Below are 13,844 nucleotides of genomic sequence, written 5' to 3'. Positions count from 1 at the left end.
GGTTCAGGAGCCTTATGTTAATTAATGCTTTGTTGCGCAATTCTTAACACTGAATCTTGGGTTGGCCGGGTTTTGCCCGAGGCCGGTAGTGTTTATCATGGCCGGCTGCCATGCCGGGTCAAGGGCATTGCGCAGCGTTGTCTTTATTCAAGGAGTCGTTGATGACCTTTTCGTTAGCCGCCAAGGTGTTGGTGTTGCTGCTGTTTGTGGGCAGCATCCTCTATGTGCATTTGCGCGGCAAGGCGCGTTTGCCGGTCCTGCGTCAGTTCGTCAACCACTCGGCGCTGTTCGCTCCGTACAACGCGCTGATGTACCTGTTCTCCGGCGTGCCGTCCAAGCCGTATCTGGATCGCAGCAAGTTTCCGGAGCTGGATGTGCTGCGCGACAACTGGGAAACCATTCGCGACGAGGCGATGCACCTGTTCGACGAGGGCTACATTCGCGCCGCCGAAAAGAACAATGACGCCGGTTTCGGATCGTTCTTCAAGAAGGGCTGGAAGCGTTTCTACCTCAAGTGGTACGACAAACCGCTGCCGTCGGCCGAAACCCTGTGCCCGAAAACCGTGGCGCTGGTCAGTGCAATTCCCAATGTCAAAGGCGCGATGTTCGCGCTGTTGCCGGGTGGCAGTCACCTGAACCCGCACCGCGATCCGTTTGCCGGCTCGCTGCGTTATCACCTGGGCCTGTCGACACCGAACTCCGACGATTGCCGGATCTTCGTGGACGGTCAGGTCTACGCCTGGCGCGACGGTGAAGACGTGATGTTCGACGAGACCTACGTGCATTGGGTCAAGAACGAAACCGAAAAGACCCGGGTCATCCTGTTCTGCGATGTCGAACGTCCGCTGAGCAACCGCTTCATGACCCGCATCAACCGCGCCATCAGCGCCTGGCTGGGACGTGCCACCGCCCCGCAGAACCTTGACGACGAACGTGTCGGCGGGATCAACCAGGCCTACGCCTGGAGCAAGAACTTCAGCGACAGGTTCAGCGGCGTGGTCAAACAGTGGAAACGCCGCAATCCCAAGGCCTACCGCATCATGCGCCCGATCCTCGCGGTGGTGGTGCTGACGCTGCTGGGGTATTGGTTGTTTGGTTGAGGCTGAACGTTGTGATGAAAAAAACCGCTCCTTGTGAGCGGTTTTTTATTGTCTGTGAGTCAGCGGCGTCCAGCAAGAACGTTGGGTTCGTCTTCAATGCCTGTAATCAGTAGCTGCAGAAAGCGCTGCTGATTGGCTGATAGCTCGGATGAAACAATCTTTTCTTCTGCTTTGATTGATCTTTTCTTGGCGGGGGATTTCTTGACCGATTTGCGCATGCTCCCTCCCTCATTGATCATTACTTGAACTGTTTTCACCATACTTTACTCTCCACTGCGAGGACAAGACGACCTTCCAAATCAAATTTGAAGCCGAGCTTTGTATAAACAGGAATTGCTCCTTGCATCGGCTCCTGGACTTCAATGAACGTGCTGCCGATTATTCGGGCGAACTCATCGATGACCATCATCGCCAAGGTCCCGATACGATTTTTCAGCGGGTGAGCATCTCCGGGTCGCCCTTCTAATCGTACGATTCGAATACGTTGGCGGCTTTTGTTCGGATTGACGAAACACAGTCCGCATAGCTGTTCTTCGAACCAGATCGCGATATCCAGGGACAGGGGTTCTCGTGACTTCCATTCGACAACCTCTCGCCAGCAAAAAAGTGGATTCTCCCAGAGCTCGAACGCGCTCAGTGCTACGGCGTCGATGGGTTCGAAGCGTACTTTCGACAAGTCTTGTCGCGCTGGTAGCTGTAATAGAGCTTTGGCGATGCTTGCCTGTTTCCTGGCCTGCGATCTGTACAACTGATACCGCAAATTCGTCCGTTCCCTTGGCATGTGATTTCGAGCATTCCCTGTCTCCCTTCGATGGGCCTATCCGTTGCTCATCAGCCTGTGCGCCTGCCTTCGAGCTGTCCCTGCTGGCCCTTTGTCCAAATCGTTGCAATCCATGTCCCGCGCTGGTTATAGTCGGCGCTCGTGAATCAGGCGATTCACCTTCCAGACCCTCAACAAAGATCAGCCCCAATGCCTGCATCCCTCATCAACGCGGTAGTCGATTCAGCGGTCAACGCTGGCGTCGTGCCGTGCGGGAATCAGCAGCCTGGGCAGATCAGTCATTACCCCCCACCTGTCAGTAGCACGCCGGTGTGCGCAGTCGTATCACCGCCGGGCGTTGGCGTTTCGGGCTGATCGGCATTCTCTGCTGACCCCTGCGCCCGCCAGAAAAACCTACTGAATTTCAGCTTCGGCTGAGTTGGCTATGTGCCTGACTACAGGTGGTATTCATGTTTGTCCTTTCGAAAAAAACCGCGCTCGCGGCGACGTCCACGAGCCTGTTCGTTCTGCTGTGGAGCAGCGGGGCGATCTTCTCCAAATGGGGCCTGGCCCACGCCTCACCCTTCGCCTTTCTGCTGATTCGCTTTGTGATCGCCCTGTGCGGGTTGTTGCTGTTGGCGCCGCTGCTCAAGTTGAAGCTGCCCAAGGGCGGTCGGCCGATGCTGTTTGCGATTGCAACGGGCGTGGTGTTGTTGGGGGCGTATCAGATTTTCTATCTGCTGGCCCTGAACACCAAAGTCACGCCGGGGGTGATGGCGACCCTCATGGGCGTGCAGCCGATCCTCACCGTGGTGTTGATGGAGCGTCAGCGTTCGGCCAGCCGGATGTTCGGTCTGGCGCTGGGCCTGGCCGGGCTGATCATGGTGGTCTATCAGGGGATCGGCCTGGCCGGGATGTCCTGGACGGGCATGCTGTTCGGCCTGCTGGCGCTGGCGAGCATGACCCTGGGCTCGATCATGCAGAAACGCATCACCGACAATCCCCTCGGCACGCTGCCGGTGCAGTACCTGGCCGGGCTGTTGTTGTGCGCAATCTTTGTGCCGTTTCAGCCGTTCCACTTCGAACGTAGCGCAGGGTTCATCGTGCCGGTGTTGTGGATGGGACTGGTGGTGTCGGTGCTGGCGACGCTGTTGCTCTATCGCCTGATCGCCCGGGGCAATCTGGTGAACGTCACCAGTCTGTTCTACTTGGTGCCAGCGGTGACGGCAGTGATGGACTATCTGATTTTCGGCAATCGTCTGGCGGCGTTGAGTGTGCTGGGGATGTTGTTGATCATTGTTGGTCTGGCGTTTGTGTTCCGTAAAACCGGCTGACCTGTAGCGCGATAGCGGCCAAACAGCCGCTATCGCGAGCAGGCTCGCTCCCACAGGGATCCATGCTGTTCCCAGATCCCATGTGGGAGCGAGCCTGCTCGCGAATACGGACGGATTAACGTCACAAAATCATCGGGCTGGCGCTGCAGAAGGCTTCACCACCGCAGGCTTCAACACCAGCCACAACGCCAGCGCAATCAACACCCCGCCATACAGATGCGCCATCGACAGCGGCTCATCCAGCAGCAACGCTCCCCACAACACGCCGAACGCCGGAATCATGAAGGTCACGGTCATCGATTTGACCGGGCCGATGGAGCTGAGTAAGCGGAAATAAATGATGTAGGCGAACGCCGTGCAACCCAGGCCCAGGCCCAGCAGCGACAACCAGACGTTCCACCCACCCCAGCTTGCCGGTGGTGCGGTAATTACGCTGTAGCCGAACAGCGGCAACAGAAACAGCGAGGCGCCGAGCATGCTGCCCACGGCCGAGAGACGACTGTCGAGCCCGCCGCTACGGTCCAGCCAGCGACGCGTGAGGAATCCGGCAAAACCGTAGCAAGTGGTGGCGAGCAGGCAGGCGAGGGCGCCCATCAGCAATTGCAGATCGAAAGCCACCGGCCCTGCACGCGTCAGCACGCCGACACCGAACAAGCCGAGAAACACCCCGGTCAGTTTCGCGACAGTGAGTTTTTCACTGAAAAACAAGCCGCCAATCAGCACGCCCATCAGCGGTGTGGTGGCGTTGAAAATCGCCGAGTAACCGGCTGGCAACACTTGCGCCGCAACCGAATACAGCGTTGCCGGAATCCCCGAGTTGATGACGCCCAGCAACATCACGGTTTTCAGCTTGCCCTTGAAATCCCAGCTGATGCGCATCAGCCCGAGAATCACCAGCAGACCAACGGCAGCAATCGACACCCGAAAAAACGCGGTCGGAATGGTGCCGATCACTGGCGCAATAATGCGCATGAACAGGAAGCTCGCGCCCCAGATGGCCGCCAGCGACAGCATGCGGAAAATATCGACAGCGCTCACGGTGGCACTCCTTCCTTGATCGGGACGAGAGTGTTGCCGAGCGCCCTGTCGATGGCAACCGTCAATCGGGCATTTAATTTTTCATTCAGAGCACGAAGCGCGTGACCAGCCCGTTGAGGTCGATCGCCAGCCGCGACAGTTCCTGGCTCGCGGCGGATGTCTGGGTAGCGCCGGCGGCGGTCTGGGTCGAGAGATCGCGGATGGTCACCAGATTCTGATCAACCTCGCGCGCGACCAGCGCCTGCTGCTCGGCCGCGCTGGCGATCACCAGGTTGCGCTGGTTGATCTGCGAGATCGACGCGGTGATTTTCTCCAGTGCCTGACCGGCACTGTTGGCCCGCCGGAGCGTGTGGCTGGCCTGCTCGGCACTGCTTTGCAAGGCGCCGACGGTGGCGCTGGTGCCTTGCTGGATGCTGCTGATCATCAGCTCGATTTCTTCGGTGGAGTTCTGCGTGCGTTGCGCCAGCGAACGCACCTCATCGGCCACCACCGCAAAACCGCGTCCGGCTTCACCGGCGCGTGCCGCTTCAATCGCAGCATTGAGCGCGAGCAGGTTGGTCTGCCCGGCAATTCCGCGAATCACTTCCAGCACCTTGCTGATGTCCTGGGCCTGAGTGGCCAGGCCTTCGGCCTGTTCCGAGGCGCCGAGCACTGCGCCGACCAGTTCCTGAATCGAGTTGATGGTTTCGCTGACCTGCACGTGCCCGTGCTTGCTGTCCTCGTTCGACGCTTCGGAGGCCTCGGCGCTGGACACCGCATTGGCCGCCACCTCATCCACCGCGGTGCTCATTTCGGTGACGGCGGTGGCGGCCTGTTCGATCTGATCGTTCTGCTGTTGCAGGCCACGGGTGCTTTGCTCCATCACCGAGCTCATTTCCTCGGCGGCGGAAGCCAGTTGCTGCGCTGATTCGCTGATGCCGCGAATGGTTGAGCGCAGGTTGCCCTGCATGTCCGCCAGGGCGTCGAGCAGATGTGCCGCTTCATCGCGACCGCTGCTGACGATCTGGCCGCTGAGATCGCCGGCGGCAATCCGCCGTGCCACCGCAAGCGCCTGGTTGATCGGCGTGGTGATGCTGCGCGTCAGCAGCCAGGCGAGCAGCAGTGTGGCGATCAGCGCGACAACGATGATCGTCGCAACGATCCACAGCGCGCGCTGGTACATTTGCGCCGCAGCCTGCGCAGCGGCGTCGGCGCCTTGCTGGTTGAGGCTGATCATCTGCTCCAGCGTCTTGTCGAGCACTCGGCCCTGGGGCGCCAGCTCATTGTTCAGGCGGGTGTAGGCCTGCTCACTTTGTCCGGCGTCGATCTGGCTGATGATCTGGTCGAGGATGCCCATGTACTTGCCGGTGTCGGCATTCAAGCCTGCGAGCATCGCACGTTCCTCATCGCTGGTGAGCAAGGCTTCATGGTCTTTGAGGCGCTTCAGCAATTCTTCGCGCTGCGCCTTGATCAACCCTTTGCTGCGCTCACGCACCGCGGGCTGGGTGCTGGTGATCAGGCGCAGGGATTCGAGGCGGATGCTGGCGATGTTCGCCGCGGCGTCATGAACGCTCTCGATACTCGGCATCCATGATTGTTCGATGACCGCTGCGCTCTCACGCAGGGTTTTCATTTGACCCAGGCCAAACAGGCCGACGATCACCAACAGACTGGCCAGCACGGCAAAACTCAAACCGGCGCGCAAACCGATGCGCAGATTGCGGATAGACATCAATGTGCTCCTTGATCTTTGAGGGGGGAGGTCGTCCTCGTAGGCCGGGGATCTTGTTGTGAGGAAGAGGTGATGGCGGGGTGTATATCAAAGTGCCACTATTTTGGTAAGACCAATCTGCGGCTCTCGTGTAGCGGCTCAGATGTCGGGAGGGGTGGCGCGAGAGGTGCGGAACAGAGCGCTTAGCGCGCTCATTGGATCCGAAAGCCAATGAATGCGCGGCTCTGCATTGCCCAAGTGGCGGGTGTCCTTGCCGACTGCCCGGGGCTTTTCTGACCGAACGGTCGACTCAAAAAACTTTGATAAAAACTGTGTCGCTGTACAAGCCTGCCGCGCATTTGGCAGAAATTGCACTTCTCCTGCATGGGCATCCGTGGCTAAGCTCAGGCACAGATTTCCACTTGCACGCCGAGGTCTCATCTATGCCGCAGCCATGGCCAGCCACCGACATCGCCCGCATGATCCTCGATGGCTTTGACGATTACCGCGAGCATTTCCGGCGGATCACCGACGGTGCGCGCGAGCGCTTCGAGCAGGCGCGCTGGCAGGAGACACAAACCGCGTCGGCGGCGCGGATCAATCTCTACGAAGAAAAGGTCGGCGAAACCATCGCCCGCCTGCGAGAGCATTTCGACGACGAGACACTGATGAATGTCGGCAGTTGGCCGCTGGTGAAAAGCGCCTACATCAGCCTTATCGACCTGCGCTTCGACGATGAACTTTCCGAGACCTGGTACAACTCGATCTTCTGCGGGCTGTTCAGCCATGACCTGATCAGCGACGGCTGCATGTTCATCCACACCACCCGGCCCAGCCTGCGCCGCGCCCGGGCTGCGCAAACCCGCACCTATAAGCCACAGGGGCAGTTGTCGTCGATGCTCGCCAGCATCTTTGCCGACTACCGCTTCAGCGAGGACTACGCCGATTTGCCCGGCGACCTGCAGCGCCTCGAGTCGCAACTGCGCGAGAACCTGCCGGACTGGGTGTGCAAGGATCCGGAGCTGAGCGTCGAGCTGTTCTCCTCGGTGTTGTACCGCAACAAAGGCGCGTACCTGGTCGGGCGCATCTATACCCGCGACGAACAGTGGCCGTTGGTGATTCCGCTGTTGCACCGTGAGGGCCGCGGGATTCAGATCGACGCGCTGATCACCGACGAAGCCGATGTGTCGATCATCTTCTCTTTCACCCGTTCCTACTTCATGGTCGATGTGCCGGTGCCGGCGGAATTCATCGGTTTCCTGCGGCGCATCCTGCCGGGCAAGCACATCGCCGAGCTGTACACCTCGATCGGTTTCTACAAGCACGGTAAATCCGAGTTTTACCGCGCGCTGATCAATCACCTGGCCAACACTGACGATCAGTTCATCATGGCCCCGGGCGTGCGCGGCATGGTCATGAGTGTGTTTACCCTGCCGGGCTTCAACACGGTATTCAAGATCATCAAGGACCGTTTCTCGCCGTCGAAAAACGTCGACCGGGCAACGGTGATCGAGAAGTATCGGTTGGTGAAAAGCGTCGACCGGGTCGGGCGCATGGCCGATACCCAGGAGTTCGCCGATTTCCGTTTTCCGCTGAGCAAGTTCGATCCGGCGTGCCTTGAAGAACTGCTGGACGTGGCGCCGTCCACGGTCTCGGTCGAAGGCGACACAGTGCTGATCCGCCACTGCTGGACCGAGCGCCGGATGACGCCGCTCAACCTCTATCTGGAAAACGCCAACGACGCTCAGGTGCGCGAGGCGCTGGAGGATTACGGTCTGGCGATCAAGCAGCTGGCGGCGGCCAACATCTTCCCCGGCGACATGCTGTTGAAGAACTTCGGTGTAACCCGTCACGGACGGGTGGTGTTCTATGACTACGATGAAATCTGTTTCCTGACCGAAGCCAACTTCCGCCACATCCCCGCGCCGCGCACCCCCGAGGACGAAATGGCCTCGGAGCCGTGGTATTCGATCGGGCCGCTGGATGTGTTTCCGGAGGAGTTTCCGCCGTTCCTGTTCGCCGATGCCGGGCAGCGCAAGCTGTTCGATCAGTTGCATGGCGAGTTGTATAACGCGGATTACTGGAAGGGTTTGCAGGAGGCGATCCGGGCGGGGAAGGTCATTGATGTCTTTCCTTATCGGCGTAAAGGCCTGGATAACGAGTAATCCCGAAACACGACGAATTTGTGGCGAGGGAGCTTGCTCCCGCCGGGTTGCGAAGCGGCCCGGAAACCACCCACCGCGTCCTGTCAGTGACATCCCGACAACCGAATTACGATTGCTGCGCAACCGAGCGGGAGCAAGCTCCCTCGCCACAGTTGGAGGCAAATCTGCGACAATCGCCCCCCTGCATAAACAGACGACCGAATTGCGTACCCGATGACCGACGAATCGCCCTCCATCGACAAACTGCTGAAAAACCTCGATCACGCCATGCTCGCCGACCGTCACCGGCTGCGGCGGCAGTTGCTCGAGCTGCGCAAGAAACCCGACGAGGCCAAGCTGGCCCAGTGGGTGGCTCGCATGCAGGCGTCCTGTGATCAGGTGCTGGCGCGCCGTGCCAGCCTGCCGGTGATTCGTTACGACGACAGCCTGCCGATTGCCGCCAAGCGTGATGAAATCAAGGCTGCGCTGGAGAAGCATCAAGTCCTGATCATCGCCGGTGAAACCGGCTCGGGCAAAACCACCCAGTTGCCGAAAATCTGCCTGGAAATCGGTCGCGGTCAGCACGGTTTGATCGGTCACACCCAGCCGCGCCGAATTGCGGCGCGCAGCGTTGCCAGCCGGGTTGCCGAAGAACTTGGCACGCCGCTCGGCTCGCTGGTCGGCTATCAGGTGCGATTCGAGGATCAGAGCGATTCCAACACCCTGATCAAGCTGATGACCGACGGCATCCTGCTGGCGGAAACCCAGAACGACCGCTACCTCGAGCGCTACGACACGATCATCGTCGACGAAGCCCACGAACGCAGCCTGAACATCGACTTTCTGCTCGGTTACCTGAAAACCCTGCTGCCGCGGCGTCCGGACCTGAAGGTCATCATCACCTCGGCGACCATCGATCTGGAACGCTTCTCCAAACATTTCGACGATGCGCCGATTGTCGAGGTCTCCGGCCGCACCTTCCCGGTAGAGACCTGGTATCGCCCGCTGACCCTGGAGCAGGACGAGGAGGGCAACCGCGTCGAGGACGACCTGACTGTGGATCAGGCGATCCTCGCCACCCTCGACGAAATCGCCGCTTATGAGCGCAGCGAACGCCGCAGTCCTGGCGATGTGCTGGTGTTCCTGCCCGGTGAGCGCGAGATTCGCGACGCCGCCGACATGCTGCGCAAGGCCCAACTCAAACACACGGAAATCCTGCCGCTGTACGCGCGCCTGTCGCCAGCCGAACAGCAGCGGATTTTCCAGTCGCACCCGGGCCGGCGTGTGGTGCTGGCGACCAACGTTGCCGAGACCTCGTTGACCGTGCCGGGCATCCGTTACGTGATCGACAGCGGCACCGCGCGTATCAGTCGCTACAGCTACCGCGCCAAGGTCCAGCGTCTGCCGATCGAGGCGATTTCCCAGGCCAGCGCCAATCAGCGTAAAGGTCGTTGCGGCCGGGTCGAGCCGGGCATTTGCGTACGTTTGTACAGCGAGGAAGATTTCCTCGGTCGTCCGGAATTCACCGATCCGGAGATTCTGCGCACCAACCTCGCCGCCGTTATCTTGCAGATGCTGCACCTGCGCCTCGGCGAAATCACCGCGTTCCCGTTCATCGAGCCGCCGGATGGCAAGGCGATCAGCGACGGTTTCAACCTGCTGCAAGAACTCTCGGCGGTGGACCGCAACAGTCAACTGACCCCGCTTGGTCGCCAGCTGGCGCGCCTGCCGGTGGACCCGCGCATGGGCCGCATGCTGCTCGAAGCGGCGAAGCTCGGCAGTCTGCAGGAAGTGCTGATCGTCGCCAGTGCGATGTCGATTCAGGACCCGCGCGAGCGGCCGCCGGAGCGGCAGCAAGCGGCGGATCAGGCTCACGCGCAATGGAAAGACACTGATTCCGACTTCGCCGGGCTGGTCAATCTGTGGCGTGGCTTTGAAGAGCAGCGCCAGGCGTTGACCGCCAGCCCGCTGCGTAATTGGTGCCGGAAGAATTTCCTCAACTACCTGCGCCTGCGCGAGTGGCGCGATTCCCACCGCCAGTTGAGCCTGATCTGCCGCGACATGCAGCTGAGCCTCAATAAAGAGCCGGCGGATTACCCGAAACTGCACAAAGCGGTGCTGGTCGGCCTGCTCAGCCAGATTGGCCAGAAAACCGAGGACGGCGATTACCTTGGCGCCCGTCAGCGGCGTTTCTGGATTCACCCGTCGTCGGGCATCGGCAAGAAGCGTCCGCAATGGCTGATGACCGCCGAATTGGTGGAAACCACCAAGCTCTACGCGCGCATGGTCGCCAAGATCGACGCCGACTGGATCGAGCCGCTGGCCGGCCACCTGATCAAGAAAAACCACTTCGAACCGCACTGGGAAAAGAAGCGCGGCCAGGTCGTGGCCTACGAACAGATCACCCTGTTCGGGCTGATCGTGGTCGGCCGTCGCCCGGTGCATTACGGCCCGGTGGACCCGGTGGTTTCGCGTGAGCTGTTTATCCGCGAAGGCCTGGTGCGCGGCGAGATTCAGTCGAAAGCCAAGTGCCTGACCGCCAACAAACAATTGCTCGAACAGCTCGACGAACTGGAAGCCAAGGCCCGGCGCCGCGACATTCTCGCCGACGAAGAAACCCTCTACGCGTTCTACGACGCACGCTTGCCGGCGGAGATTCACCAGACCGCGACCTTCGACAGTTGGTATCGGGTCAACAGCCAGAAGGACCCGCAGCTGCTGATCATGCGCGAAGAAGACGTACTGGCCCGCGAGGCCAGTGAAGTCACTGCGCGTGACTACCCGGACACGCTGCACATTGGCGATCTGGAACTGGCGCTCAGCTACCACTTCGAACCCAATCACCCACGCGACGGCGTGACCCTGCGGGTGCCGGCACCGCTGCTGCCGATGCTGCCGCCGGAGCGCCTGGAATGGCTGGTGCCGGGGCTGATCGAGGCCAAGTGCATTGCCCTGGTACGCAACCTGCCAAAAGCCTTGCGCAAGAACTTCGTGCCAGTGCCGGACTTCATTAAAGCGGCGTTGCAGCGCATGACCTTCGCCGAGGGCTCGCTGCCCCAGGCACTCGGTCGCGAGTTGCTGCGCATGACCGGCGCGCGGGTCAGCGATGAGGCGTGGGCGGAAGCCGCGCAGCAGGTCGAAGGGCATCTGCGGATGAACCTTGAAATCGTCGACGGCCAGGGCAAGTTCCTTGGCGAGGGCCGCGATCTGGCCGAGCTCACCGCGCGTTTCGCCGAAGCCAGTCAGGCGGCGTTGGCAGTGCCGCAAAGTGCGAAAAGTCAGCAACCGGTGGAGGCCAAGGTCTTCGCCCCGGTGGCGGAAAAGACGCAGCAGAAGATCGCCGGGCTGTCGATGACGGTGTATCCGGCGCTGGTCGAAGAGGGCGGCACGGTCAAGGAAGGACGGTTCTCGACCCCGGCCGAAGCCGAGTTCCAGCATCGCCGCGCCTTGCAGCGTCTGCTGTTGCAACAACTGGCGGAACCGGCGAAGTTCCTGCGCGGCAAGCTGCCGGGCATCACCGAGCTGGGCCTGCTCTATCGCGAGCTGGGTCGGGTCGATGCGCTGGTCGAAGATATTCTGCTGGCAAGCCTCGACAGCTGCATCCTGGAAGGCGAAGACCCGCTGCCGCGTGACGGCGCCGGGCTCGCCGCATTGGCCGAGCGTAAACGCGGCAGCTGGACCGAACACGCCGAGCGCGTGGCGCGCCTGACGCTGGAGATCCTCAAGCTGTGGCACGGTCTGCAAAAGCGCTTCAAGGGCAAGATCGATCTGGCTCAGGCCGTGGCGCTTAACGACATCAAGCAACAGCTCAGTCATCTGGTGTATCCGGGGTTTGTCCGGGAAACGCCGATGCAATGGCTCAAGGAGTTGCCGCGTTACCTGAAAGCGGTCGAGCAGCGCTTCGAAAAACTCGGTGCACAGGTGCAGAAGGATCGGGTCTGGAGCGGTGAACTCGCCGGCCTCTGGGCGCAATACCAGACCCGCGCCGCCAAACATGCACAGGAAGGCAAACGCGATCCGCAGCTGGAGCTGTACCGCTGGTGGCTGGAGGAATACCGGGTGTCGCTGTTCGCCCAGCAACTGGGGACAAAAGCGCCGATCTCCGACAAGCGGCTGAGCAAGCAGTGGAGTCAGGTCGAAGCCTGATCCACAGGCCTGCACAATGCCCCCTGTGGGAGCGTAATGCTGTTCACTTAAGCCCGACACTGTGACTGTGGCGAGGGAGCTTGCTCCCGCTGGGCTGCGTAGCAGTCCCTCTTTTGGGGCCGCTTCGCGACCCAGCGGGACGGTGCGGCGATCCGACAAGCTCCCTCGCCACAGAGATAATGCCCCACGGCCCGACAGGCGTTGATCTTGAGAAAGGCGCCAAAACCTCGGGTTTATGGCAAACTTCGCGACCATAAATGCCGTTTTCGTGACCCAGAGCCTTCGGCAAGGTCACGGGCGGCCATAAAGATGCCAGGTCAGCGTCCCCGGACGGGAATAGACCCTTTGTGTGTTGGTACGTCGGTGCCAGCGCTTTCTGCCTGAACAGATTAGAGAAACGACCATGCATAACGTCGTCATCAGCGGCACCGGCCTCTACACCCCGGCCAACAGCATCTCCAACGAAGAGCTGGTGCAGTCTTTCAATACCTATGTCGAGCAGTTCAACGCCGACAACGCCGAAGCCATCGCCAGCGGCGAAATCCAGGCCCTGACCGAATCCAGCGCCGCGTTCATCGAAAAAGCCTCGGGCATCAAGAGCCGCTTTGTCATGGACAAGGACGGCATCCTCGACCCGCAGCGCATGGCCCCGCGCCTGCCGGAGCGTTCCAACGACGAATGGTCGGTACTCTGCCAGATGGCCATCGGCGCGGCCGAACAGGCCCTGCAACGTGCCGGCAAAACCGCCGCCGACATCGACGGCGTGATCGTCGCCTGCTCCAACCTGCAACGCGCCTACCCGGCCATCGCCATCGAAGTCCAGGAAGCGCTGGGCATTCAAGGCTTCGGTTTCGACATGAACGTCGCCTGCTCGTCGGCCACCTTCGGTATCCAGCAAGCCGCCAACACCGTGCAACTGGGCCAGGCCCGGGCGATCCTGATGGTCAACCCGGAAGTCTGCACCGGTCACCTGAACTTCCGCGACCGCGACAGCCACTTCATCTTCGGTGACGCCGCGACGGCGGTGATCATCGAGCGCGCCGACCTGGCGACCTCCAAACACCAGTTCGACGTGGTCAGCACCAAACTGCTGACCAAGTTCTCCAACAACATCCGCAACAACTTCGGCTTCCTCAACCGCGCGGCGGAAGAGGGCATCGGTGCCCGCGACAAATTGTTCGTGCAGGAAGGCCGCAAGGTGTTCAAGGACGTCTGCCCGATGGTTGCCGAACTGATCGGTGAGCACCTGGAAGAGAACAAACTCAACGTTGGCGACGTCAAGCGCTTCTGGCTGCACCAGGCCAACCTGAGCATGAACCATCTGATCGTGCGCAAGCTGCTGGGCCGCGAGGCCACCGAAGAAGAGGCGCCGGTGATTCTCGACACCTACGCCAACACCAGCTCTGCAGGTTCGGTGATTGCTTTCCACAAGTATCAAGACGACCTGGCCGCCGGTTCGCTGGCCGTGCTGAGCTCGTTCGGCGCCGGTTACTCGATCGGCAGCGTGATTCTGCGCAAGCGCTGAGTTCGCCATAAAAGATCGCAGGCTGCGCCAGCTCCTACACTGACGGTATTAAATCCGCTGTTGTAGGAGCTGCCGCAGGCTGCGATCTTTTGCTTTTCGAACATCTG

9 protein-coding genes are annotated in these 13,844 nt (G+C 60.7%); 5 read left to right on the top strand and 4 right to left on the bottom strand.

Features of this window, described 5'->3' with window-relative positions; translation table 11 throughout:
- Positions 1 to 161: 161 nt before the first annotated feature.
- On the top strand, positions 162 to 1,100 hold the full coding sequence (locus HBN98_RS01375; RefSeq protein WP_064586461.1) for an aspartyl/asparaginyl beta-hydroxylase domain-containing protein: 939 nt from the start codon (positions 162 to 164) through the stop codon (positions 1,098 to 1,100).
- A gap of 59 nt (positions 1,101 to 1,159) precedes the next feature.
- Here HBN98_RS01375 and HBN98_RS01370 read toward each other — a convergent pair whose 3' ends face one another.
- Both HBN98_RS01370 and HBN98_RS01365 read right to left on the bottom strand, forming a co-directional pair.
- Positions 1,160 to 1,318 carry a hypothetical protein gene (locus HBN98_RS01370; RefSeq protein WP_169841042.1) on the bottom strand — a complete coding sequence of 53 codons (159 nt, stop codon included), beginning with the start codon at positions 1,316 to 1,318 and terminating at the stop codon, positions 1,160 to 1,162.
- A gap of 35 nt (positions 1,319 to 1,353) precedes the next feature.
- Positions 1,354 to 1,776, bottom strand: a complete 423-nt coding sequence (locus HBN98_RS01365; protein WP_308425223.1) for a hypothetical protein — start codon at positions 1,774 to 1,776, stop codon at positions 1,354 to 1,356.
- 554 nt (positions 1,777 to 2,330) lie between these two features.
- Here HBN98_RS01365 and HBN98_RS01360 point away from each other — a divergent pair.
- The gene (locus HBN98_RS01360) at positions 2,331 to 3,194 is read left to right on the top strand and encodes a DMT family transporter (RefSeq protein ID WP_083366679.1); all 864 of its coding nucleotides are present in this window, start codon (positions 2,331 to 2,333) and stop codon (positions 3,192 to 3,194) included.
- Positions 3,195 to 3,323: 129 nt separating this feature from the next.
- Here the strand turns inward: HBN98_RS01360 and HBN98_RS01355 are convergent, their stop codons facing one another.
- Together HBN98_RS01355 and HBN98_RS01350 are read right to left on the bottom strand one after the other, a co-directional pair.
- Positions 3,324 to 4,232: a DMT family transporter gene (locus tag HBN98_RS01355; RefSeq protein ID WP_083366678.1), complete on the bottom strand. Its 909-nt coding sequence runs from the start codon at positions 4,230 to 4,232 to the stop codon at positions 3,324 to 3,326.
- Between the two features lie 85 nt (positions 4,233 to 4,317).
- Positions 4,318 to 5,943 carry a methyl-accepting chemotaxis protein gene (locus HBN98_RS01350; protein WP_083366677.1) on the bottom strand — a complete coding sequence of 542 codons (1,626 nt, stop codon included), beginning with the start codon at positions 5,941 to 5,943 and terminating at the stop codon, positions 4,318 to 4,320.
- A gap of 422 nt (positions 5,944 to 6,365) precedes the next feature.
- Here HBN98_RS01350 and aceK point away from each other — a divergent pair, with 422 nt between their 5' ends.
- The 3 genes from aceK to HBN98_RS01335 all read left to right on the top strand — a co-directional run bounded on the left by aceK (position 6,366) and on the right by HBN98_RS01335 (position 13,737).
- A complete protein-coding gene (gene aceK, locus HBN98_RS01345; RefSeq protein ID WP_083366676.1) occupies positions 6,366 to 8,087 on the top strand; it encodes a bifunctional isocitrate dehydrogenase kinase/phosphatase in 1,722 nt (573 codons plus the stop codon).
- A 213-nt stretch (positions 8,088 to 8,300) separates the two neighbouring features.
- Positions 8,301 to 12,212: an ATP-dependent RNA helicase HrpA gene (gene hrpA, locus HBN98_RS01340; RefSeq protein ID WP_064586467.1), complete on the top strand. Its 3,912-nt coding sequence runs from the start codon at positions 8,301 to 8,303 to the stop codon at positions 12,210 to 12,212.
- Between the two features lie 403 nt (positions 12,213 to 12,615).
- Positions 12,616 to 13,737: a beta-ketoacyl-ACP synthase III gene (locus HBN98_RS01335; RefSeq protein ID WP_064586468.1), complete on the top strand. Its 1,122-nt coding sequence runs from the start codon at positions 12,616 to 12,618 to the stop codon at positions 13,735 to 13,737.
- Positions 13,738 to 13,844: the final 107 nt, after the last annotated feature.

This window comes from Pseudomonas koreensis (assembly GCF_012986595.1).
GTDB lineage: Bacteria > Pseudomonadota > Gammaproteobacteria > Pseudomonadales > Pseudomonadaceae > Aquipseudomonas > Aquipseudomonas koreensis.
This window is presented reverse-complemented; position numbering and strand designations above follow the sequence as displayed.

Bases quoted from the DNA above. Each gene is read 5' to 3' on its own strand.
- HBN98_RS01335 (WP_064586468.1), top strand. From the start codon at position 12,616: ATGCATAACGTCGTCATCAGCGGCACCGGCCTCTACACCCCGGCCAAC.
- HBN98_RS01350 (WP_083366677.1), bottom strand. From the start codon at position 5,943: ATGTCTATCCGCAATCTGCGCATCGGTTTGCGCGCCGGTTTGAGTTTT.
- HBN98_RS01375 (WP_064586461.1), top strand. From the start codon at position 162: ATGACCTTTTCGTTAGCCGCCAAGGTGTTGGTGTTGCTGCTGTTTGTG.
- HBN98_RS01370 (WP_169841042.1), bottom strand. From the start codon at position 1,318: ATGCGCAAATCGGTCAAGAAATCCCCCGCCAAGAAAAGATCAATCAAA.
- HBN98_RS01360 (WP_083366679.1), top strand. From the start codon at position 2,331: ATGTTTGTCCTTTCGAAAAAAACCGCGCTCGCGGCGACGTCCACGAGC.
- aceK (WP_083366676.1), top strand. From the start codon at position 6,366: ATGCCGCAGCCATGGCCAGCCACCGACATCGCCCGCATGATCCTCGAT.
- hrpA (WP_064586467.1), top strand. From the start codon at position 8,301: ATGACCGACGAATCGCCCTCCATCGACAAACTGCTGAAAAACCTCGAT.